This is a genomic window from Microcoleus sp. D2_18a_D3 (genome assembly GCF_036702455.1).
GTDB lineage: Bacteria > Cyanobacteriota > Cyanobacteriia > Cyanobacteriales > Microcoleaceae > Microcoleus.
Genome location: NZ_JAUBTK010000069.1, coordinates 17,708 through 42,233, shown reverse-complemented (window position 1 = coordinate 42,233; position 24,526 = coordinate 17,708). Strand labels below are relative to the sequence as shown.

The window sequence follows — 24,526 nt, the reverse complement described above, 5'->3', positions numbered from 1 at the left end:
CTGTGAAATTACTCAATTTCATACTCTGACTCTAATACACCTCAGTTCCACTTTAAAATATGTTGGTAATGACAAGGCTTTGAGGCAGGGGTTTCAACCCCTGTCGGACTATCGGTTTAACGTGTTTGTTGACACAAATGGGCGCCGTCGTGTCCCTACAACTTGTCCACAATTCAAGAGGATAGCTAGCTCACTTGCTAACCGTCAATAAGTAGCCTTCGTGGACGTTGAAATTAGGGATAACATAAGCCAAGCTGCCGCTACCCACCGAAAAACTTTCTTCTTTAACGGTGACAAGCTGTGGCACTGCTCCTTCTTGATTGTTGGGAATTTTTTCTAATTTTAGATTGATTTTCTGACCTCTTTGAATACCTAGCTGCTCCAAATTGCCGAGGGTTAATCTTACCGTTGTTGCTGAGGAAAAATTGGGATCGAAATAACCTAAAAGTATCTGTGCTTTACCTTCTGGATTTGACTTGCTGGCTAAAGCGACAAGGCGATTGTTATTTGACCAACTCCGCACCCGCGAATTAACTCCGTCAGCATAAGCTTTGTAAGTCCACCAAGCTGCTCTTGGCTCAAAAGTATTAGGCGTGACCATCCCACTCAGCGTATTGTTGAAGCAATTGCTAACTTTATTTGGCCCTTGAGTATCCCAACAAGCTCTGCAAGCACCGTCAGCTTTTGCATACTCTAAGTTATACAAATAACCTAATATTTCCCCCGGCTGGTACTGCGCTAAGTTCCCGACAATTTCGTTGACGTAAATTTTTTGCAATTTCAGTTCCTTGTAAGAAGGACTTTGCTGAAAATTGCGTTTAGCCTCAATTACGTGATCGTCAACAAATAAAATCATCGCGTCGTTAAGTTCGTGCCATGAGAGGAAATTAACTTCAAGTTTGTTAGCCTTGCAGTAATCCAAAAAAGCCGCGAGATATTCTTTGCTGTAGTGGCCGAGGCTCGGCCCGCCAATCATTGCTGACGGCCCCAATTCTTCCCGCAAGATTTTGTAAGCTCTTTTGTAAGTTTCAAAGAATTGTTCTCTGCTTCCCTTCCAAAATGGATCTTTCCAATCTGGCTCATTCCATACATCCCAAATAATTTTCTTGCCTTTATTTTGCTGGGCTAACTGTCGGATGAATGCTTCCCACGCGGGGTAGTTTTGATAGGGCCAGCCATTGGGATTGCTACCGTAGCCCCACAAGTCGCTAACTACTAACTGAAACTCGGCTCCGCTGGCGATTATGCGATCGTAAATATCGAGTCTCCCGGCCCGCCAAAGTTTGGGCTGCAAGGGTTTGATAGAACTATCCGGCGGTTTTGTGGTGTCGATTCCGTGCAGGATGCCACTCATGGAAATTGTACCGGTGGCTGGCTGTCCAAAATCTACTGTAACGTTCGATCGCAGTTGGGCGATCGCTCTTGGCTGTCCCAAATAGGCTATTAACAGAACAGTGACAATAGCTAAACAAATTGGCAGCAGTTTATTAATACGTGGGAACTTGAATGTAAATTGCATATCTTTTCTTTGGTTGATGTTTTGTGGAATGGGCCGGAGAGCCCGTTCCTAAGAATGCTACAATAGCTCAGTTTTAACGAACCGATGAAAACACTTCAAAACCCTGTATTGATTCTATCACTTGTTGCCACGATCGGGAGTTGATCAGCTCGTTGCTATCGAAATTAACTCCTTTTTCCGCAGCGAAAATACCAAAATTTTTCACCCAATCAAAGATAGTTTCTGTGGTAAAATAAGGCGTGCAGGCCCAAGCTGATTGCAAATTATTCACCATCTCGGACATATCTCCCCGATCGTAAGCCTCCCAAGCTTTCCACACTAAATAATAGTATTTCAGCAGGCTATCCACTTGCTGTACCTGCTTTTTGAGTTTCGGACTAATAGAGAAACTGTCGATCTCATCGTCACTTATAAATGCCTGTTCAATTATTTCTCCATATTCCCGAAGCATCCGTTCTTCTTTGAATAGTTCTTGGGCTCGCGCTTTGCACGCTTGTCCTGCAAGTCTACGCGATTCTGGATTGTCTGCCCATATTTCCACCGTTTCTACTAACTCTTTTACTGTTCCTTCTGGGTCGATTGTAGGATCGGGGAGCAACTTTCCTGTATCTCCCAATTCTTCAGGAATCCCGCTGACTGCTGTGGCAATTACGGGCAATCCTTTCGCCATTGCTTCCATAATTGCTAGTGGCATTCCCTCTGCTTGGGAAGATAAAATAAAGATGTCGCTGGCGTCGAGCCAATCGGCAATATCCCAGCGCTGTCCTAAGAATTTAACCTGTTCTTCTACTCCCAATTTGCTCACAGTTGCTCTTAATTCAGGTTCCAGATTGTCGTGAGTAGTAGACCCAGGCCCGGCCCAAACAAAGTAAATTTGGGGCCAAATGGGACGATTTTTTAATTGGGCGATCGCCTGCAATTGATACTGATATCCTTTAATTGGAGTCAATCTCGCCGCCGTGAAACAAACAACAGCATCTTCGGGGATTCCTTGTTCTTGACGCAGGCGTTGGCGAGTGGAAAGATTCGGCGGCTCAAAATAACTATTTGGTCTGCCATAATAGATTACTTTTCCCCGTTTGAGACGTGCTTTAAATAGACTTTGGAACAAGTTTAAATTTTCGTGGGAAACTGCTACTGCTGCTTTGGCTACAATGTACTGGTAGGCAACTGCATCGAAATAGGGAATTTGATCGCCGCGATCGAAGGTTTCATAATTGCGATTGATATAACCGAGACTGATTATGTACGGTATATTTTGCTCGATCGCAACTTGTTTAGCTGCAAAGTTAGCCATCGGCCAGCCGTCACTAAATATAATTAAATCCGGTCGATCCTGGGCGTAAATCTTTTGAGCATCATCCAAATTGTAAGCTATTCGCAAAAACTCTTTCATCGTGTCGAACTCTAGCCAAATATGTTCGATACCTAGCTGTTTTTGTTCGGTAATTAAAGGGTTAGAAGCTTGACTTTGAACGCTGGTAACTCGGTAGCCATCGGCAGCTAATTTACACATCAGCGAGTGGTTAAACTGAGCCAAACCGCCGACTCCTGAGTCTTCTGTGTACAGGAGTACGTGCTGTCTTGGCTGCCGAGAAGTCGAACTGGGGGTCGATTGGAACTGATAAGGATTGTTAGCTGCGATCGCCACTATGTCTTGCCATTCCTGTAAATTGGTTAAAGCATAGGCATCAAAGTGGTAGCCGTACTGTTCCGAAACTCCCTTAAAAGTTTCCAACCAATTAAAAACAGTTTCAGTACCTGTCAAACGAGTGTAATGCAGAGATTTTTCTAGACTTTCGACCATTTCTGGCAAATATCCGTCGCGGTACATCCGCCATGCTATCCATACGAAACACTTGTAACGTTCCGCGCGTTTCAAGTCACGGATGTGCGGAGGCAAATCTGGTCGAGCGAAAAATTGCTCCATCAAAATTTCGGTATTTTTCATTAATTTGGAGCCGTTAGACATGATATTGCTGTCGTGCTGACGATAGCAGGTTAATATCTCTTTTAACCAAACTGACTTGCAGCCTTTTAAACCTAAACGTAGCACAAAATCTAAATCTTCGGTTGGCGGCAAGCGATGATCGAAACCCCCCAAGCGTTCCCACCACTCTCGCCGCAGCATCATGGCGCTGGGCCGCACTGATTTGTAGAAAACAAAGGCTTCTAAATCTAATTTTGGTTCTTCTTCCCAAGGCTTTACTCCATAAATGCCTTCGTCGTTTTTGCCAACAATAACCCAACCTGTTTGCACCATATCTAATGTGGGGTCAGCGTCAAAGCAAGCTACTTGTTTTTCGAGTTTTTCTGGTAAGAAGAAGTCGTCAGCATCTAAAAAAGCTAAAAATTCGCCTTTGGCTAACTTACAAGCACGATTGCGAGCAATTGCTGCTCCTTGGTTATCTTGATAGATGTATTGAATTAAATCGAGGTAAGGTGATAAAACTTGGCGAGTGTTGTCAGTTGAGCCGTCGTCTACGACGATAATTTCCCAGTTTTGATAAGTCTGTTCCAGAACACTTTCTACGGATCGGACAATGTAGCGCTCGCAGTTGTAAGCCGGGATGATGACACTGACGCGCGATTTTTGGGGAGTAATAATACTAGCCATTAATTGTTTCCATTCTGGTAATTGTCTGAGAGAAATGGCATCTATGTTGCAACCGTAGGTCTTAGCAATTTCAGTGATGCGCTTTACCCAATCTGCTATAGTTGCTGTCAGGGAGTACGGGGTATAATCTAAAGATTTTTGCAAATAGTCAGTCATTTCTGCCGGATAGCCGCTGTAGTAAAGTTGCCACGCCATCCATGTCAGAGCCTCATAAAAAGCAAGCTTTTCTAATTGGCGGATGTCCTCTGGCAAGTCGGCTCTACTGAAGAAATTTTGCTTTAATTTAATACAAAGGTTTGCCTGTTTTAGCGCTCTCTGGATGGACACATTTTGCCCGTGCTGGCGGTAGCATACTGTCACTTGAGGCAACCAAGCAGCTTCGCAACCAGATAGTGCTAAACGCAAGATTAAGTCGGCATCATCTACTGAATCATACTGAGAATCAAAGCCACCGACTCGTTCCAGCCACTGCCGCGAAAACATCATCGCACTGGGAAGTAGTGGCAGATAAACAATCCAGGTTTTTAAGTCTAGCTGAGGCAAGTATTCCCAGGGTTTGACATCGAAAATACTTTCGCCTTGCTCTTTAACCATTCGCCAGCCACTATTAACAATTCCTAATGATGGCTGAGCGTCAAATAACGCAACTTGTCCAGCTAACTTATCGGACAATAAAAAGTCATCTTGATCTAAAAAAGCAATTAATTCACCTCGGGATTCCTGAATTCCTCGGTTTCTCGCGGCAGCTACTCCTTGGTTTTCCTGATAGACATAGCGAATTTTTTCAACATAAGGCTGCAATGCTTGGCGGGTGTCGTCGGTTGAGCCGTCGTCTATAACGATAATTTCCCAGTTTTTATAGGTTTGGTTGATGACGCTTTCTACCGCTTGTGCGATGTAGCGAGAGCCATTATATGCTGGAATAATTACACTTACTCGCGGTGTCGAATTTGGCATTGACATGAGTTTTATCGGTGATAAGGGAGGGTTCGGCAACTGGTTCTGTAAGGGATGTAACGGATGTCAGGCAGAAGGCAGATGCAATTTTACTGCTGATAACAATCCGAATTTTTAAGGTAAATCTGGGATTTTAGCGTGCATAAAATACAGATTCAATTCCCTGTACTTCCTCTACTAATTGTTGCCATTCTGGTGAGTTAATTAGAGAATATGTATCTAAATACTGCCCTTGAGCTGACGAAAAATTGCCAAAATATTCTACCCAGTTTAATAGCGTTTCTGTAGTCAAAAAAGGTGTGTACTTCAAAGATTCTAGAAGCGACTTCTGCATTTTTATTAGATCTTCTTGACAGTAAGCCTGCCAAGCATTCCACACTAAAGAGCTGTAATGCACCCGGCTTTCTATCTTCGTTATTGACCTCTGAACCTCTTTTTGAGTAACAAATTGATCTGTTTGGTTATCATCGCAAACTAAAGCTTTTTCGATCGCCTCAATCGACTCTGCCAACATCCGTTCCTCTTTAAACACTTTCTCGGCCCGCTGCTTGCAACCTTGACCGATTTGATGTCGCAATTCTGGATTCATCGCCCAAGATTCTACAGTTTTCGCCAATTCCCTCGCGGTTCCCTCTGGATCGGTATTCGGATCGGGCAACAATTTCCCAGTATCGCCAAGCCCTTCAGGAATGCCGCCCACAGCCGTTGCCACTACCGGCAATCCCTTAGCCATCGCTTCCATGACTGCAAGGGAAGGCGCTGCATCTGCCACAGAAGTCAAAATGAATATGTCGCTAGCATCCAGCCAATCTAGGATATCCCAGCGCTGTCCGATCGCCTTCACGCGATCGCTCACCCCTAACTCTTTAATAGTTTCCCTCAATTCTATTTCTACATTGTCAGCGCTTCCCTCACCCGTTCCTGCCCACACAAAATACAGTTTAGACCACACCGGAGACTGCTGCAACTGCTTGATTGCTTCGATCTGATATCGATGCCCTTTAATCGATGCCAATCGAGCAGATGTGAAACAGACAATCGCATCTTCAGGAATATCTATTTCTTGTCGCAGGCGTTGACGAGCCGCAGCATTAGGAGGTGCAAAATATTTGGGAGAACGCCCCAAGTAAATCACTTGTCCTCGCTCTTTTGGCAACTTGAAATGTTGGCACAATACATTCAAATGTTCGTAAGCCCCAACAACCACCGCTCTAGCTTGCAGGCCGTGGTAGAGCACTCCTTCTACATAAGGCACTACATCCCCGCAGGAAAAAGTTGCGTGTTCTGGTATAACTAACCCGATCACCATCATGTATGGTATTCCCATTTCTATAACTACCTGTTTAGCTGCAAAATTGGAAAATGGCCAACCATCGCTAAAAATAATCATATCCGGTTGATTGCTAGCAAAAAGCTCTCGTGCATCCTGAGTATTTCTTAACACCCGCTGTAAATCTTTATGACCGCTAAAATCCAGCCACAAATGCTCTATACCTAACTCTCGTTCTCGCTCAAGCAAGGGGCTAGAATGTTGGGTTTGCACGCAGGTGACTCGATAGCCTAATAGGGCTAACTGGCAAAGAATGGCATGATTGTACTGCGCTAAGCCTCCCACGCCCGGATCGTCAGTGTTGTAGAGTAGAATGTGGGCTTGCGCTTTTGAAGGCGTGGGAATAGAACTTTGTTGAGATTGGGGTGGATTAGTCATCACCATCAAAATTATCTCTTGCCATTGGGCTAAGTTACTCAGCGAATAAGCGTCAAAATTTTCACCATATTCTTCCGAAGCCATCTGAAAACTTTCTAGCCAATTCAAAACTGTTTTTGTGGGCGAAAAATGCGTATATTGCAATGACTCTTCTAAACACTGGGCCATCTCTGTTAGATGACCGTCGCGATACATCCGCCATGCCAGCCACTTTAAGCATTGATAGCGTTCTGGGTTTTTTAACTGCCGGATTGACTGAGGCAAATCGGGTCGAGCGAAGAATTTTTTCATCACAATTTCTATATTCTTCATTACGCGAAAACCGCTTGACATGAGATTAGAATTGTGCTGGCGATAACAGGTAAGTGTCTCTTCTAACCAAACTGCTTTGCACCCTTTTAAAGCTAAACGCAAGGCAAAGTCTAAATCTTCTGCTAGGGGAAACTGAGAATCGAAACCGCCCAATTTTTCCCACCACTTTCGGCGCAGCATCATCGCACTCGGTCGCACGCATTTATATAGAATAAAGCTTTCTAAATCTAATTTAGACGCTTGCTGCCAAGGCTTGACAGCAGAAATCTCTCGCCCGGTTTCATCGACGATCACCCAACCTGTTTGCACCATATCTAAGGTGGGGTCAGCGTCAAAGCAAGCTAGTTGTTTCTCTAGCTTGGATGGCCGGAAATAGTCATCGGCATCTAGAAAGGCTAAAAACTCCCCTTGTGCTAGTTGGCAAGCAATATTTCTGGCGGCTGCTACTCCTTTATTTTCCTGATATATGTAGCGAATTCTGTCAAAATAAGGCTGCAATACTTCCTGCGTGCGATCTGTCGAACCATCGTCTACAACTATAATCTCCAAATTAGTAAAAGTTTGACATAGGGCGCTCTCCACCGCTTGTACGATGTAGCGAGATCCATTATATACAGGTATAATTACGCTTACTTGCGGTGTTTGAGTATGTGTTGACATTATTTAGCTCGCTGTTAACCTATGATTATCTAGTTTATATTAATGTCGCGGACATTCAGCATTATTCTCTGTTCGGTAGCTCTACTTACAAAAACTTGAACTTTGGCAAAGTGTAACATATAATTTTACATGGAATGATTACTCAAAAGGAAAATAAAAAATGAATTCAGAAACAGTGCAAGTGAATTTCCAGCAGCAGGCAGAAATTTATTTGGCTACAGGGAACTTCGATCGGGCGATCGCACTTTGCCAACAAGTTTTGGCATCTGAACCCAATTCAGCAGAGACTTGCAAGACCTTGGGAAAGGCGCTGCAAGCTCAGGGTAAACTAGAAGACGCAAGGTATTGGTATAAAGTTGCGATCGCCCTGCAACCCGATTTTGCCGAAGCTTTTGCTAACCTCGGCACTCTCTGCGCTACATTGGAACAGTGGCAAGAGGCGATCGCCTGTTACCAAAAAGCCATCTCCCTGCAACCAAACTTTGCAGGATTTTACCGTAATTTGAGCCGGATATTTACCCAAGTCGGTCAAGCTGAGGAAGCGGCAAACTGTTGGTATCAAGCACTCATCGTAGAACCAATAGAAATAGCAGAAGAATATCTCGATTTAGGTAATACTTTCCTTGCCCAAAAGAAGGCAGAAAAAGCGCTAGTTTGTTACCACCGCACCATTTATTTAAACCCGAGCTTTTGCGAAGCTTATTGCAAAATAGCAGAAGCTGCTAGCGAGCTAAAGCAGTGGGACGAAGCTATTATTAACTACCGCAAAGCTATTCAACTCCAGCCGGAGATTTCGGATTTTCATTACAAATTAGGCAATGTTTTGCAAGCTAAGGAACTCTGGCGCGAAGCGGAGGCTGCCTACCGAAAAAGTATTGATTTAAATCCCAATTCTTTTTTGTCCTACTACAACTTAGGCAGCGTGCTGCTCAAGTTAGAAAAATGGCAAGAAGCTGCGATCGCCTATCGCACGGCTGTTGAAATTAACCCGGATTATTCTTGGTCTTACTACAGCATCGGTGCAGCTTGCGATCGATTAGAAGAATGGTCTGAATCCGCCGCAGCTTACCAGCGCGCTACTGAATTAGATCCGAATTTTTTCTCAGCTTTTCACCAGTTAGGGGATGCTCTTTTTAAACTAGAAAAATGGTCAGAAGCTGAGGCTGCATACGAACGGGCGATCGCACTAAATGCGGATTTATTTTGGTCTCATTATAACTTAGCTTTGACTTTAGTTAAACTTCAAAAGTTTGAAGCCGCAACACTCGCTTATCGGCGGGCGATCGCACTCAATCCAGAATTCTCTTGGACTTACCACAATTTAGGAGCAGCGCTGTTAAAAACCCAACAGTGGAAAGCCGCAGCTACGGCTTACCAACGTGCTATTGAACTTAATCCCACTATTTCTTGGTCTTATTACAATTTAGGCGATGCTTTGAGTGGAAATCACGCATGGAACGATGCTGTTTCCGCCTACCTTTGTGCGCTTCAAATCGAGCCGTCCCTCCCTAAAATTTACATAAAGTTAGGTCAGGCTCTAATTAAAAGAACTCCGGTAGATTCAGATGTAGCAACTAGCTACTATCACCACCAAAGGCAGCCGCAGCACGCCCCTGAATTTTACTGCGAAATCGCCCAAAAGTTTGCTGAGAGCGATCGGCGTAACGAAGCCATAATGTTGTACTTGATGGCATTAGAAATTCGACCCAAAGATCCAGAAATCTCCCAAAAATTAGAGGAGATTTTAGAAAAACAGCGTCAAACAGGGGAATCTACTCTATTATTAGAGTTAGAAGCTAAGGATATTCGCGATCGCTATATCGCCCGAGTCGCCAAAGGCAAGACTTTTGCAGAAGTCGGTGGCTTGTGGGGAACTGTCAGCGAAAAAGTATCTGTAGCTAGCAAATACGGTGCAGTTTCTCTGACAATGATTGATGCCATGCCGGCATCCATGCACTGGTGGCAAGATTTTCACGATCGCATGACAAGTTTAAATATTGCTAATTATCACTGTATCAATCAAGATATCACTCAGATTCAGCTTGCAGACATTGGCGAGCCTTACGACGTAGTTCACTGTGCAGGAGTTTTGTACCATCACCCCCATCCGTTGCAGATTTTAGTTGCCTTGCGTCAGATAACTCGCGAGCATTTAATTTTCACTTCAGCTATTACCCAAGAAGTTATAGAGAATGAGTTAGGACGCTATGAACTTCCCCCTTCTGGAGTAATGTTTATTCCAGCTTTGGACGACGCTGAACGAGCTATTTTAACGGCTTACTGGCAGCCATACATCAACAACAACGCACTTATAGGGATAACTGAAAAAGCCGTTTTTGACATGGACAATTTTGCGGCGTGCTGGTGGCTGCCTACAGCTACAGCTTTAGAAGCTATGTGCAAAGTCGCGGGATTTAAAGTTTTAGACAAAGGATTGACTTGGAACAATAATGCTCTGACTCTGCTGCTGGGGATTTGAGGATTGGTAAACGAACAATAACAGGACTTGCTTGTACACAAACGGCTAAACACCCGGTTTATGAGCGGGTTCCTCGTTTTCTTTCTCGATATTCCTACTAGAAACCGGGTGTTTTCCGTAAGTCTTAAATAAAATAGCTGCCAACCTTTTTTGTGAAGAAAACAGGAACTGGGAAATAATCAATGAACAATCAGCAACCAGGGACGCCGTTAGGAAACATTTTAGTAGTAGACGATACAGCAGAAAACCTGCGTCTGTTGTCTACGATGTTGAGTCAGAGGGGGTACACCCCCCGCTGCGTGATTAACGGAAAAATGGCTTTGAGAGCCTGCAATTCTAATCCACCCGATTTGATTTTGCTCGACATAATGATGCCGGAAATGAACGGTTACGAAGTTTGTCAGCATTTGAAATTAGAATCTAAAACTCGCGAAATCCCGGTAATTTTTATCAGCGCTAAAGATGAAGTTTTCGACAAAGTAAACGCATTTGCTGTGGGAGGTGTTGACTATATCAGCAAGCCATTTCAGTTTGAAGAAGTGCTTGCCCGCATCGAAAGTCACCTCAGCCTGCGGAATTTACAAAAGCAGCTAAAAGAACAAAATATGCTGCTGCAAGAAGAAATCACGAGCCGCTTAGCAGTCGAAAAAACTCTTCAGGAAAAAAACCAAATTTTGCAACAAGAAATCAGCACCCGTTGCGCCGTTGAAAAAGCTCTGCAAGAGCAAAATTTGGTACTCCAACAAGAGATATCCCACCGCCAGCGCGCCGAATCGGCTCTATTAAAATCTAACCAAGAATTGGCGCGTTCAAATGCGGAACTAGAACAATTTGCTTATGTGGCTTCTCATGACTTGCAAGCGCCTTTAGCAACCATTGCTAGTTACGCTCAACTTTTAGAAAAACGCTACAAAGACCAACTCGACAGCCAAGGTAGTAAGTTTATCGGCAATATCGTTCAGGGCTGCACCCGAATGCAAACTTTAATTGACGATTTACTCGAATATTCGCGCGTTGGCAGGAGTCGGAAACCTTTTCAACTGACAGATTGCAATCATGCAGTCGAGCAAGCACTCGCGAACCTGCAAGGGGCGATCCGCGAGACTAAAGCCGTTGTCACCTACAGCGAATTACCCACGGTAATGGGGGATATTTCTCAACTTGTACAGCTCTTTCAAAATTTAGTCAGCAATGCGATTAAATATCGCCACGATGCACCGCCTGTGGTTCATATTACCGCTTGCAAACAGGAGGAAAAGTGGTTAATTTCTGTCTCAGATAATGGAATTGGTATTGCTCCGCAGCATCAAACACGCATATTTCAAATTTTCCAGCGCTTGCACACTCAAAGAGAATATTCTGGGACAGGTATTGGTTTAGCAATTTGTCAAAAAATTGTGGAACTTCACGGCGGATCTATCTGGGTGGAATCGGAACCGGAGCAAGGTTCAACTTTTTACTTTACCCTCGCTTAATCGAGACCTACTTTCGGCAAATGCTATAAGCTATAAAGTAGGTAAATTTTATTATTTTATAAACTTTAACTCCTAACCTAGAAGGTAAAATATAGAAGTTAATACTATTTAATAGTGTAGATGAAAGCCCTGAATAATTGGGAAGGACTGTGACTATCGGGGTGGGGAGAGGGACTACAGTTGCATTCTTTTTTTAAATGGTATAAATGACCAGTTAGAATAAAAATTGTTTTCCGTTGACAGTCTAGTTAGTGGGTGATAGAATTTTAATTATTAAACATAATTTTTGTAGCGCTTGCTTACCCCCCAATCTGACGGTCGATGTATGTGTAGGTGCAATTGAATGACTGCCATGAAAATACCAGGTAAAATTCAAGTGAGTTTAACATTTTCTTGAGTATAAATATTATGAAAGCAGTTTTTAACTTAGCTTTGCCTCCTATCTGCTTTAAAGTTCTGTTAGTAGAAGACAACCCTCAAGAAGCTGAGCTGATTGAAGATTTGCTGTCAGAAATTGGCGGCGCGCAGCGTATAGTGCTGACGAAAGTAGAGCGCCTTAGCGAAGCGCTGCAGCGATTGAATCAAGAAACTTTTGACATAATTTTATTAGACCTTTCACTGCCAGATAGTCTGGGAATCGAGACGGTGGCTCGAATACAAGAGTACGGGGTAAATGTGCCGATCGTAGTTCTGACCGCCCAAAACGACGAAGAACTTGCCCTGCGGTTGATTTCGGTCGGCGTACAGGATTATTTGGTAAAAAGAAAAATCGACAGCGAACTGTTAATTCGATCGCTCCGTTACGCCATAGAACGCCAGAACAGTCAAGATGCTTTGCGAAAAAGTGAAGAAAAATATCGCTCGGTGGTGGAAAATTCCCTGATCGGCATTGCCATCATCGCTCCAATTATTGACAGCGAAATTCCTCTAAATTGCCCCTGGATAGAAGTTAACGATGCCCTGTGCAATTTGCTGGGGTATGAGCGCTACGAACTCGTGCAAAAGAATTGGCTAGAGTTGACTCATCCAGAGGATTTGGAGGCTCATTGTGAAAAATTTTCTCAGATGTTAGCAGGTAGGCTCGACGGTTACATCTTAGACAAAAAGTGGCTCAGAAAAAACGGCGAAATAGTTCACACGCGAGTTTCCCGGCGCTGCATCCGCCGCATGGACGGGTCTATCGACCGGATAATCGAAGTAGTGTTGGACGTGAGCGATCGCTACCGCTACGAAGCCAAACTGAAAGCGTCAGAAGAATTTTTAAACCACACCATAAATGCTACGCCCGACCCAATTTTTGTCAAAGACGAGCAACACCGCTGGATGATATTAAATGATGCTTTTTGTCAGTTGGTCGGCAAATCGCGCCAAGAACTGATCGGCAAATCAGATTATGACTTTTTTCCCCAATCAGAAGCTGCTGTTTTTTGGACAAAAGATGAAGAAGTATTGACAACGGGTATCTGCTGGGAAACCGAAGAACAATTCACAGACTCGGCAGGGAAAGAACACATAATTTCTACAAAAAAAAGCGTCTTCAAAATAGCAGACGGCAGTAAAGTAATAGTGGGTACAATTAGAGATTTTACCGAATACAGACAGCAACAAAAAGCCCTGGAACAAAGCGAAGCTCGCTTTCAAAAATTGGTAGCTAACCTGCCGGGAACAATTTATCAATTACGAAGGTCAGCCAATGGAAAAATGTCTTTCCCCTACATCTCTTCAGGCAGCCGGCAACTCTACGAATTAGAGGCCGAAGCCATAGAGGAAAATGCGGAACTAATTTCCAATGGAATTCACCCAGACGACCTCTTAGATTTAAAAGCATCGATGGCAATTTCAGCTACTACGCTGGAACCTTGGCAGCAGCAGTGGCGACAGACTTTGCCATCTGGAAAAGTTAAGTGGCTGCAAGGAGCTGCGAGACCAGAAAGGCTCACTAATGAAAGCAAATCTGGCAGCGAAGGCGATATTATCTGGGACGGTTTAGTGATGGATATCACTGAATTAAAGCAGGCACAAACAGAGCGCGATCGTTTTTTTACCATCTCCTTAGACTTGCTTTGTATTGTAGGTTTTGACGGTTATTTTAAACGTTTAAACCCAGCTTGGTCAACAGCTTTAGGCTACAGTATTAGTGAATTGTTTGCCAAGCCAATGATCGAATTTGTTCATCCAGACGATCGAAAAGCCACCGCAGCCGAAGGAGCAAAACTAATAGCGGGTACGTCCAGTATCTCCTTTGAAAACCGCTACATCTGCAAAGACGGTTCTTACAAATACTTCCTGTGGACGGCATCGCCATTTAGCGAAGAAGGTTTAATCTACTCAGTCGGTCACGACATTACCTCTCGTAAACAAGCAGAGTCCCAACTCCAGCGACAAGCAGTAGCAATGGCCGCTGCTTATGACGGAATCGCCATTTTTAATAATAATAAACAATGTATTTATTCCAACGACGCTTATCTCAAAATGTACGGCTTGGCTAGCCCTAGCGAACTGTATGGTAAGAAATGGGAAATGCTCTACAGCAAAGCAGAAAATCTATTTTTTGAACTACAAATAATGCCGAGGCTCCTCCAAAAAGGGTACTGCAATATAGAAGCTACCGGTCAGCGCCGGGACGGTACTAAGTTCCCTCAAGAATTGTCGCTGACAATGCTGGTCGGTGGCGAAATCATTTCTATAGTCCGCGATATAACTAATAGAAAACAGGTAGAATCAGCCCTGCGATCGAGCCAGCGCCGGTACCAAACTTTAGCAGAAGCATCGCCAGTTTGCATATTTCACACCGACACCTTGGGAAATTGTCTTTATGTCAATAAACGGTGGAGCGAAATTACGGGATTAAACGCCGAATTAGCAGCAGAAATTGGCTGGATGAATGCCATACATCCCGATGATGTGGAGCGGGTGAAAAATGAATGGCATCGAGCAATTATTGAGAAAATTCCTTTTAAATCAGAATACCGCTTTCAGCGTCCAGACGGTCGTGTAATTTGGGTGATAGGTCAGGCAATTGCAGAAATCGGAGACAAGCAGGAAATTAAAGGCTATATCGGCACTATTACTGATATTAGCGATCGCAAAAAAGCAGAATTAGATTTGCTGCGAGTTACTCAAGCGGTGGAAAGCACCAGCGATGCGATCGGCATTGCTGACTTGACAGGGCGATCGCTCTACCACAATCAAGCCTTTGTTCAACAGTACGGCTACACCGCAGAAGAACTAAACACAGCAGGCGGATTAACAGCAATTTACCCCCAAACTAAAGTGCTGCTAGAAATGTTTAAAACGATCCGTAAAGGCAAATCTTGGCAAGGCGAGCTCAAAATCCAAACTAAAAACAACGAACTGGTAACAACTTTATTTCGTGCCGACGCCATTAAAGATGAAACTGGTCATTTAATCGGGTTAGTGGGAGTAATTACCGACATCACCGACCGCAAAAAAGCGGAGATGGCACTGCAGCAGCAATTAAGGCGAGAACGGCTGGTAGTTGCCATGCTCGATCGCATTCGCTCTTCCCTAAATTTAGAAGAAGTCCTGACAACTGCTGTCGAAGAAGTGCGGCAATTTTTGCAAACAGACCGCACAGTTATTTACCGCTTTAATCCTGACTGGAGCGGTCGGGTAGTTGTCGAATCCGTAGCCCAAAATAGAATTTCGCTGTTAAATCTTAACAATATTGATGGCTGTTTTAGAGAGAAATTTGTTGATGTTTATCAGCAAGGCTGTATTAGATCAATGGCAGATATTTACCAGGAAAATTTGACGGAATGCCACATGAAATTTCTCGAAGGAATTGAAGTAAAAGCTAACTTAATAGTGCCGATTTTACAAGCACGAGAAAGCATTTCCCAGACCCAACAGACCGCAGAAAATCAGCTCTGGGGACTGCTGATCGCCCAGGATTGCAGAGGCCCCCGTCCCTGGGATGCCTCAGAAATAGAATCCCTCCGGCAATTGTGCGTGCAATTGGCGATCGCGATCCAGCAATCCACGCTATTTCAACAAGCACAAACGGAAATTGTCGAGCGCAAACTTGCAGAATCTGCCCTCCAACAAGCTGCATTAGCCGCAGAAAGCGCCAACCGCGCCAAAAGCGAATTTCTTGCCAATATGAGCCACGAACTACGCACGCCTTTAAACGGCGTTTTAGGTTACACTCAAATCCTCAAAACCGACAAAGACTTAAGCTCAGATCACCAAGAAAGTCTCAGCAATATTCAACAGTGCGGTCAACACCTGCTGATGTTAATCGACGATGTTTTAGATCTTTCCAAAATTGAAGCTAGAAAAATGGAACTCTACCCGGAAGAGTTAAATTTTATAAATTTTCTCAAAAACATTGCCGATCTCTTTCAGATGCGGGCCTCTCAAAAAGAAATTTTATTCAATTACGAACAAGTCTCTCCCCTGCCTAGCTGCGTTCGTGTCGATCCAAAAAGATTGCGCCAAATTCTCATAAATTTACTCAGCAATGCCGTTAAATTTACTAACAGTGGCGGTGTGACTTTCAAAGTCGGCTATGTCGGCACCGGGGCCTGGAGTCGAGGGCAAGGAGAAAATTATGAGTTCTCGACTTTGAGTTCGGAACTGAAAGAAAATTATATGCGCTTCGCCCACAATGCGATCGCAGCCAAACACGCTTTAAAAATCCGCTTTCAAGTCGAGGATACCGGCACGGGCATAGACCAAAGCAAGTTAGAAGAAATATTTTTGCCTTTCCACCAAGTAGGAGGCAATACATTTGTTGAAGGTACAGGTCTCGGACTCTCGATTAGCCAGAAATTAGCGAAACTAATGGGTGCCGAAATTCGCGTCCACAGCACTTTGGGAAAAGGCAGCACTTTTTGGATAGATTTAGAATTACCAGCAGCTAAACGGTACTTGGAGGTGTCTCCTTTGCAGGAAAAACGCTGGCTTGTCGGTTTTATTGGCAACAAACGGAAAGTGCTAATCGTGGATGATAATCAACTGGATCGCGATTTGTTGTGCAGGCTGCTGCGGCGTTTGGGATTTGAGGTTGCAGAGGCGAAAAACGGTCAAGAATGCCTCTGCAAAACAGTTGAATTTCAACCGGATGTGATTTTAATGGACTTGCGGATGCCTGTAATGGATGGCTTAGAAAGTGCCAGAAAACTGCGGCAGTTGCCGGAAGTAAAAGATGTTGTGTTAATCGCTATGTCAGCTAGCGTTTTCGAGGCTACGCAGCAAGATAGCATCCTCGCAGGGTACGATGATTTTCTTCCCAAACCGATCGAAGCAAATCACTTTTTGGAACAGTTGCGCGTGCATTTGGGACTAGAATGGATTTATGGGGAATCTTCGGAAAACAAAAAGCGCAAAACTCCCAGTTTGTCACCCGCCTCTGATTTTCCTGCTTATTCTTCTCTGTTACCTGCGGCTTCTGAGTCAGTAGCAAAACTTTTGAAACTCGCAGCTATGGGCGACATTGAAGAAATTTTTGAGGAGAGTGCTAAGCTGGAGAGTTTAGATAAAAAATTAGTGCCGTTGGTCTCTAAGCTGCGCCAACTTGCTAAGGGATTTCAGCTCAAACAAATTCGGAATACTTTAAAGCAATATATCGAGGGAAAATAGTATGACTATCATGGTTGAGAGCTTGGCTGGATACATATAATTTAGATGTGGAGCAACTTACCGCCGGGAGCATCTCATCTTTGTAAAAACACTTCTTCTGGCTCCTTCCTCCTTCCTTCTTCCTCTTTTCTCCGGGCTCCTGACTCCTGACTCCTAACTCCAATTTTGGGCTTGGCTGCTTTCATTGAGATGCTCCCCTTACCGCCGCGTTATTTAGCCGGATATCTGGCAATTGTCGATCGCGCAATTGTCAGTGCAGGCGGCGGTAACTCCCAACATTAAACAAGTTATTTGGCTGCTTCAGAAGTTGTATCCCAGAGTCCGATCAACTGCTGTTAAATGCCAGATATCTTTGGGTAAAGCAGAGATTTTGAGCAGCGCCGGATCGGGTTGGATTCTACCGCGTTTTGTACTATTTCAAACAAGAATTTTCTGGTAAACTAAAGTGGAAAGTGGCTTTCCATCCCTAGACTGAAGTCCCAGGGTTTGCCGGGTATTTTTTGACAAGAGAGTTTTTGAGCGAGTTGGGATTGAAATTACTTTGCCTCATAGATTTTGAGCGCCTCCTGTGGCTCCCCATTACCGGGTTTTATACTCTTTCAAACAAGAATTTTCTGGTAAACTAAAGTGGAAAGTGGCTTTCCATCCCTAGACTGAAGTCCCAGGGTTTGCCGGGTATTTTTTGACAAGAGAGTTTTTGAGAGAGTTGGGATTGAAATTACTTTGCCTCAGTAACGGCCACGGAGAAGACGCGATCGCCCTTCGCGTCTTGCAGGAACTGCAACAGCACCCGCATCCGCCAGAATTAGCCGTGTTTCCGCTAGTGGGCGAAGGGCAAGCTTTCGCTCAACTAGAAAACGCCCGCATCATCGGCCCGGTGCAGCGGATGCCTTCGGGCGGCTTTATTTACATGGACAGAAGGGAATTTTTGCGCGATGTCAAAGGCGGCCTGCTTCAGTTGACAATCGCTCAGTTTAAAGCCATCCGCGCTTGGGTGCGGACGCAACAACAGTCTGGGAATCAAGACGGGGTTATTTTAGCCTGCGGGGATATTGTACCGCTGCTGTTTGCTTGGCTCAGCGGCGCGCCCTATGCCTTTGTCGGTACGGCCAAGTCCGAGTATTATTTGCGGGACGAGGACGGGCCTCTGGCTCGCAAATCCAGGGTCTTTGGTGGGTGGAATTGGTCGCGATCGGTTTATTTGCCTTGGGAGCGTTGGTTGATGACTCGATCGCGCTGTCGAGCCGTTTTTGCCAGGGACGCCCTGACCGCCGAGACTTTACAAAAGCTGGGAATTCCCGCTTACAATCTTGGAAATCCGATGATGGACGGACTCGAACCGGAAAACCCAGCCGGTTTTTACGGCCCTGATGCAGAGTTTCGGGAAATTGAGCGATCGCTCATCATCACCTTACTCCCCGGTTCTAGAGCGCCGGAAGCCTATGCTAATTGGCTGCTAATAGTAGAGGCTGTAGCCGGAATTTTATCGCTGTTTGCCGATCGCAAATTGTTATTTTTCGGAGCCATTTCTCCCCAGTTAAACTTAGAAGCTTTGCGACCTAGTTTAGAATTTTTCGGCTGGCGACAAGACGGGGAAGCTAGAACGCAGCGGCGAGAAGGAAGTATTTTGCGACCTCCTGTTTCAAGCGCTCAAGAAATTCAAAAAGAATCTCCTAATTTGCTATTACCGCTGACATTTGTGCAGAGAAACGCCACGATGATTTTGACTCAGCAAAGTTTTAACGATTGTTTGTACGAAGCCGATTTAGCAATAGCAATGGCCGGAACGGCTACAGAACAATTTGTAGGTTTAGGAAAACCCGCGATCGCCATTCCCGGAAACGGCCCGCAATTTACTCCAGCTTTTGCAGAAGCTCAAAGTCGCCTGTTAGGCCCGTCATTAATTTTAGTCAAACATCCCGCTGAAGTTGCCGGCGCCGTGCAGTCTTTGCTCCGCGACCCCGACAGGTTGCAGCTAATCGCTGAAAATGGCTGGCGGCGCATGGGAGAACCCGGTGCAGCAGCCAGAATTGCCGAATGTTTAATTCAGCGGTTCGGCGGTGAATGCAGCAATTCTCAATTGCCTGCAATAGACTAGGGACAAAACAATGTTTTGTCCCTACCAAGTATGTTTAATTCTACTTGCTTTTAAAAAATATTGTTCATTAACTACCTACTAATTTCCGTAGGGTGCGCCTAGGCGCACCTTACTAATACTGCATTCGCAGAAGATTTCAATTCGCCGCTTTTTCTGATGATGGAACCCAGAAATTAGCTTGAGGAATTTTAAAATCCGACTTAACCAAAACTCCCGGTTCTCGCTGCACCGGCAGCACATCTAAAGTATCCGTTTGCGCGCAATATTTTAAATCTTCAATAACACCTAAACCGAGGAGGCGCTGGCCGTGGCTGGCCCTTTCCAACAATTCGTGCAACCTATCTTGCCAGTGCAGATAAAGAGCAATAGCCCCAAATACTTCATCGTTACCAGCAAAATCGCTCGCAGGAATACCGCTTTCTGCTAGGAGACTTTGGGCGATCGCACCAGCACAAACCGTATCTTCCAACGAATAACTCCCTTCCCAACCAGAACCCACAATCCAAATAGTTTCTGGCTGTTTATTTAACAAAAACTGCACCACAGATTTGCGGTTAATCAAAGCCGCCGTTAACACAGTTGCAGCAGCTTGCACTCTCTCCAGAGCCCGAGTACCGTTAGTTGTGCTGATAAAAATTCGCTTCCCAGTCACCTTTTCTGGCGTGCAGTCCAGGGGGGAATTCCCCATGTCAAATCCGTCAACTTTGCCGCCGCCGCGTTCTCCGGCGCGAATCCGCTTATCTGCAGGCCATTTTTCGCTCTCGGCCATTAGCTTATCTAAGTCGCTGAAAACTTGGACAGCTTCTGCCCCATTATTCAGGGCCGTTGCCATTGTCGTAGTCGCCCGCAGCACATCAACTGCGATCGCGCAAGCCGGCATTTTGTCGGCTGGCGTAAGTTCCGGGGTATGGTAAATAAAAAGCTTCACTTTTGGGCTACCTGCGATAAATCCTCATCAGCAATAATAATGGAAAGTGGATGATAGAAAATAGAGTCGAGTCCTCAAAAGCAGAAAATATGTCAAAACAGCTCAATTCAAACCCCGCCCACGCCGCCATTACCGCACCAATTAGACTCCTGGCAGGTTTCACCTATCCTTTGCGAGCTTTCACGCTGATTTTGCAAACTCCCAAGCTGTGGACTTATGTATTAGTTCCCGTGGTGCTAAATTTTATAATTGGTATTGGTCTTTATTTAAGCTTGCTATTTCCCAGTTTGGCAGGGATAGACGTTTTAGTTGCCGATTTGTCCGTCCGATTTAATGCTCTAATTGCGAGTTTTCCAGCTTGGCTGAGCTTTCTCGGCGTGTTAACAGTCGCTTTCGGCTGGCTGCTGCGCGTACTCCTAGTGTCAGGACTTTTGCTGATAATTGGATTTTTGTTAGTGCAGTTTGGCGTGATTTTAGGTTCGCCCTGGTACGGCAAACTTTCCGAACAATTGGAACTTCTGCGGAACGGTCAATTGCCCGCAGAAGAACCAATGAATTTGGCGAGTAGTTTTCGAGATATTCAAAGGGCGATCGCCTTTGAACTGCGAAAACTACAAATTTTGTTGAGCGTCGGTATACCGCTGCTGCTGCTGAATTTTATCCCGGGAGTCGGCTCTATTCTTAGCAGTTTGGGTGGCGTAGCTTTGGGCGCGACTATTGTCTGTTTGGACTTTTTAGATGCACCTTTGGAGAGGCGCAGGCGACCTTTTCAGGAGAAGTTGGAGATAATTTGGGGGAGTTTGCCGGCCAGCGGGAGTTTTGGTTTGGTTTGTTTGGGTTTGGTGAGCATTCCCCTGTTGAATCTGTTGGCCATTCCGCTGTGCGTGACGGCGGGAACGTTGTTTTTTTGCGATCGCATTTGGCCGGCCCGCTTTGCCCCAGAAGAAACTCATAGCGATCGAGAAACTAACATTACCAATTAAAAACTAGGAAGATGCTTCTTCCTTCGGCTGACTCTGGGAGTTAAGACTCAAAAACGGGCTTAACAACAGCCAGCTAATGAAGAAAAAGGATGCTGTAAATAGCTGGACAATATCGATCGCCGACAAATATCCGTCAGATAATAGTGCAATAGTTCTATCTGTCAGCCCGAATATCCAAGAGAGAATCCCAAACAGCCAAATGCCTTTTTGGAGCATGGGCAAAAATGCTGAAACTTCGGAGTTTTGCTGCTTGTTCATTGATTTAGCCCTTGTTTGCGAAAAGTCTGATTAACCGGGGCACCCCAAGGGCTTAAGGATTTTTGGTGTCTCCTCGGATTCCCTTTGTTATCTATATGTTAAGAAATATTTCCCGATATGACAACGCGCCCTGAGAGGGATTCCCGCATCTATCTCCAGAGGTAGTTGGAGCGCTGACAAAGAGTTATATTTGCTACACTTTGGTAGGATGCGCGATCGCGATCGGGTTCTGGGCCACTCTTGCCATGAGTCCCAGGCGCTTGATATAGTGGGTCACAGGCTAGGTAAAATAGCGAAATCACAAATTATGTTATTTAACAGTATTGAATTTTTAGTATTTTTTGCGATTGTTTTCGCCATATATTATTTCCCTCCGTTGCAAAAAGTGCAGGTTCCCATCCTGATAATTGCCAGCTTTATTTTTTACAGTTGGAGCGCCCCCGCACTGTTGCTGATCCTGCTACTTTCCATTATTATCAATGCTACAGTCAGCTTTCAAGTTGCCAGAATTCCTGACAAAAAACAGCGAGTTTTTTGGGCTTTATCGGGAGTCGTTCTCAATGTATTAATTTTGAGTTTGTTTAAATACGCCGGTTTGCTAACTAACTTTGTTACCGATGTTTTTAATATTGCTCGTTCCGAAGGCAGTATTGCTTATTTATTCTTAAAATTGCCTCTGCCTATCGGCATTTCTTTCTACACCTTTGAAGGCATAAGTTTAATCGTAGACGTACTGACTCAAAAAAACAAAAGCGAAACCGAAGCAAACGCTTACGTCTCGCCCAACTTCACCCAACACCTGCTAAATACTTCATTTTTTATTAGCTTTTTCCCCAATTTACTGTCAGGCCCGATTTTAAAATCCCAGACTTTTTATCCCCAGATTGTTCCTAAATACTTTAAAGATATTCCTTGGAATTTCATTTTTCGCTCGCTCGTAGTCGGCTACTTCCTAAAAATGGTCATCGCCGACAACTTAAAAGACTATACCTTCTGGATCAGCTTTCCCTACTACCAAGGATTTGGAACTATTACCAACCTGACACTGCTGTTTGGCTACTCAATACAAATTTTCGCCGATTTTGCCGGTTACTCCTTAATTGCGATCGGTTTTGCTGCTGCTTTGGGTTACAAAATTCCCGACAATTTCGACTTTCCTTACATCTCTCGTTCCCTCTCCGAATTCTGGAGAAGGTGGCACATTTCCCTCTCAACTTGGCTCAGAGATTATCTATATTTTCCCCTCGGCGGAAACCGCAAAGGAAAAATCAGGACTTATGTTAACTTAATGATAGTAATGACTTTAGGAGGATTATGGCATGGGGCTGCTTGGAGTTATGCAGTTTGGGGAATTTATCACGGCTTGGGTTTAGCCGTAGAACGCTTTTTTGGCTTCGACAAATCTAAAAACAAATCGCAAGAACCAAATCAAGCAGAAACCAAACCACTCTGGCAGCAATTATTATTGGACAGCCTTAGCGTTTTAGGAATTTTCTCTTTTGTTTCCGTGGGATGGCTGCTTTTCAAACTGCCTCGATTTGAAGAAGCGGTTGACTTCGCAGTTACTTTAGTTCGCAACTATAAAGTCAAGCCCGGTTGGAGTCACATTATTCCGACGCTAATTTTTTGCCTCCCCGTAGTAATTTATCACATTCCCCATTTTCCCACTTGGCAAAATAGGATGAAACAGGATTCAAATAAAAACGGTCAAAAAGTCTGGAGCTTGTATCAAGATTTAGCTTTAGGAATTATGCTAGCAATGATATTCCTCAACAGTGGCAGCTCGAAACAATTTATTTATTTCCAATTCTAGAAGGTGTTCTATGTTTGTCAAATTCCCGTTGCGACCGATTTTGCGCCCGGTACTAATTTTTCTGTTTATAATGAGTTTTTATCAAGTGCTCGTCAGCGGCGGAGTTTTGCCTGCTTCCGAGGGAGTTAGCCTAATTCAAAATAATATTGTCAAAGCTCAAAGGTATGTATATCAGGATGATTCCGATCTGAAAATGGTAATGGTAGGTAGTTCTCTAGCTGCCAACCTTAATATTAAAGACATTGGAGAGGGCGTAAAGAGCATAGCATTAGGCGGAGGAGCGAGCCAAACAGGTTTAGAAATAGTTAAAAGAAGTAAAAGCAAGGCTCGGATCGTTTTGGTAGAAATAAATGATACTATTATCCGCAAAATAGATGCAGAATTAGTGGATTCTTTGTATCACCCTATTTTTTATTGGTTACGCCAGTATCTACCGATGATGAGAGAGGAATACCGTCCCATTAGCATTTTTGTTGATTTTTTTAAAAGTCGCTCGAAGCAGAATCAAAAAATGACGCGAGAGGCTCTAGACAGATTAGAAGGTCGAAATCTTACTCCTGAATTATCGCAAAAAGCTATCCAAACGATAGTTGATATTCAAAGTCAACCTTTGTCTAAACAAGATGCAGAAGCTATAAAAAAAGAAGCTGAGTTTATTAAAAGTCAAATCGCCGAAATTAACAAGAATAGCGGGGCAAAAGTAGTTTTATTTGACATACCGCAAGAGTCGCGAGTTAACGCTGCAATCAGGAGAAAACAAGTCCAAGAATTGGCTAAAAAGCTGTTCCCGTCCGACCGTTTTGAGTGGCTGCCGCCCCCAAAAGATCGAGAATGGCGTACCAATGACGGTGTTCACTTGATCCGCAGCGACGCTAGAGATTTTGCCGAGTTTTTGAGGGATAAATTGCTGGGCACGGGTAGTGGCGGGATCTCTGGGCACCGCGCCTAGAAAAGAAAGCTTGTAATGTGTAGTGAAGTATGTCATACTACAAACTGAGCAAGTTTGGTTAAAGAACGATCGTGAGGTTTGTACTGAGGAGGGAGGGTTCTCAAAGCCCCAAAAGCCACAGGACAAAACATTTGATTATCAGTATTAACCCGGCTTGATATGAGTT

Annotated in this window: 12 protein-coding genes; 7 read left to right on the top strand and 5 right to left on the bottom strand. The window is 44.3% G+C overall.

Features of this window, described 5'->3' with window-relative positions; genetic code table 11:
• Positions 1 to 190: 190 nt before the first annotated feature.
• The 3 genes from QUB06_RS25625 to QUB06_RS25615 all read right to left on the bottom strand — a co-directional run bounded on the left by QUB06_RS25625 (position 191) and on the right by QUB06_RS25615 (position 7,773).
• A complete protein-coding gene (locus QUB06_RS25625; RefSeq protein WP_333437677.1) occupies positions 191 to 1,519 on the bottom strand; it encodes a GH39 family glycosyl hydrolase in 1,329 nt (442 codons plus the stop codon).
• 73 nt (positions 1,520 to 1,592) lie between these two features.
• Positions 1,593 to 5,099 carry a glycosyltransferase gene (locus QUB06_RS25620; RefSeq protein ID WP_333437676.1) on the bottom strand — a complete coding sequence of 1,169 codons (3,507 nt, stop codon included), beginning with the start codon at positions 5,097 to 5,099 and terminating at the stop codon, positions 1,593 to 1,595.
• Between the two features lie 127 nt (positions 5,100 to 5,226).
• Positions 5,227 to 7,773: a glycosyltransferase gene (locus QUB06_RS25615; RefSeq protein ID WP_333437675.1), complete on the bottom strand. Its 2,547-nt coding sequence runs from the start codon at positions 7,771 to 7,773 to the stop codon at positions 5,227 to 5,229.
• Between the two features lie 160 nt (positions 7,774 to 7,933).
• Between QUB06_RS25615 and QUB06_RS25610 the strand changes: the two genes are divergently transcribed.
• The 4 genes from QUB06_RS25610 (at position 7,934) to QUB06_RS25595 (ending at position 19,429) form a co-directional block, all read left to right on the top strand.
• Positions 7,934 to 10,252, top strand: a complete 2,319-nt coding sequence (locus QUB06_RS25610; RefSeq protein WP_333437674.1) for a tetratricopeptide repeat protein — start codon at positions 7,934 to 7,936, stop codon at positions 10,250 to 10,252.
• Between the two features lie 182 nt (positions 10,253 to 10,434).
• Complete coding sequence (locus tag QUB06_RS25605) at positions 10,435 to 11,727, top strand: ATP-binding protein (RefSeq protein WP_333437673.1); 1,293 nt, start codon at positions 10,435 to 10,437, stop codon at positions 11,725 to 11,727.
• Between the two features lie 408 nt (positions 11,728 to 12,135).
• Entirely contained in the window at positions 12,136 to 17,331 is a 5,196-nt protein-coding gene (locus QUB06_RS25600; protein WP_333437672.1) for a PAS domain S-box protein, read from the top strand.
• A gap of 712 nt (positions 17,332 to 18,043) precedes the next feature.
• Entirely contained in the window at positions 18,044 to 19,429 is a 1,386-nt protein-coding gene (locus tag QUB06_RS25595; protein ID WP_333437671.1) for a lipid-A-disaccharide synthase-related protein, read from the top strand.
• A 136-nt stretch (positions 19,430 to 19,565) separates the two neighbouring features.
• Here the strand turns inward: QUB06_RS25595 and QUB06_RS25590 are convergent, their stop codons facing one another.
• Entirely contained in the window at positions 19,566 to 20,357 is a 792-nt protein-coding gene (locus QUB06_RS25590; protein ID WP_333437670.1) for a 2-phosphosulfolactate phosphatase family protein, read from the bottom strand.
• Positions 20,358 to 20,446: 89 nt separating this feature from the next.
• Between QUB06_RS25590 and QUB06_RS25585 the strand changes: the two genes are divergently transcribed.
• Positions 20,447 to 21,340 (top strand): EI24 domain-containing protein, encoded by an 894-nt coding sequence (locus QUB06_RS25585; RefSeq protein ID WP_445251422.1) that lies wholly within the window; start codon positions 20,447 to 20,449, stop codon positions 21,338 to 21,340.
• A gap of 3 nt (positions 21,341 to 21,343) precedes the next feature.
• Here QUB06_RS25585 and QUB06_RS25580 read toward each other — a convergent pair whose 3' ends face one another.
• Positions 21,344 to 21,598 carry a hypothetical protein gene (locus QUB06_RS25580; protein ID WP_333437668.1) on the bottom strand — a complete coding sequence of 85 codons (255 nt, stop codon included), beginning with the start codon at positions 21,596 to 21,598 and terminating at the stop codon, positions 21,344 to 21,346.
• A gap of 307 nt (positions 21,599 to 21,905) precedes the next feature.
• Between QUB06_RS25580 and QUB06_RS25575 the strand changes: the two genes are divergently transcribed.
• Both QUB06_RS25575 and QUB06_RS25570 read left to right on the top strand, forming a co-directional pair.
• On the top strand, positions 21,906 to 23,411 hold the full coding sequence (locus tag QUB06_RS25575; RefSeq protein WP_333437667.1) for an MBOAT family O-acyltransferase: 1,506 nt from the start codon (positions 21,906 to 21,908) through the stop codon (positions 23,409 to 23,411).
• A gap of 10 nt (positions 23,412 to 23,421) precedes the next feature.
• A complete protein-coding gene (locus QUB06_RS25570) occupies positions 23,422 to 24,360 on the top strand; it encodes a hypothetical protein (RefSeq protein ID WP_333437666.1) in 939 nt (312 codons plus the stop codon).
• Positions 24,361 to 24,526 lie beyond the last annotated feature (166 nt).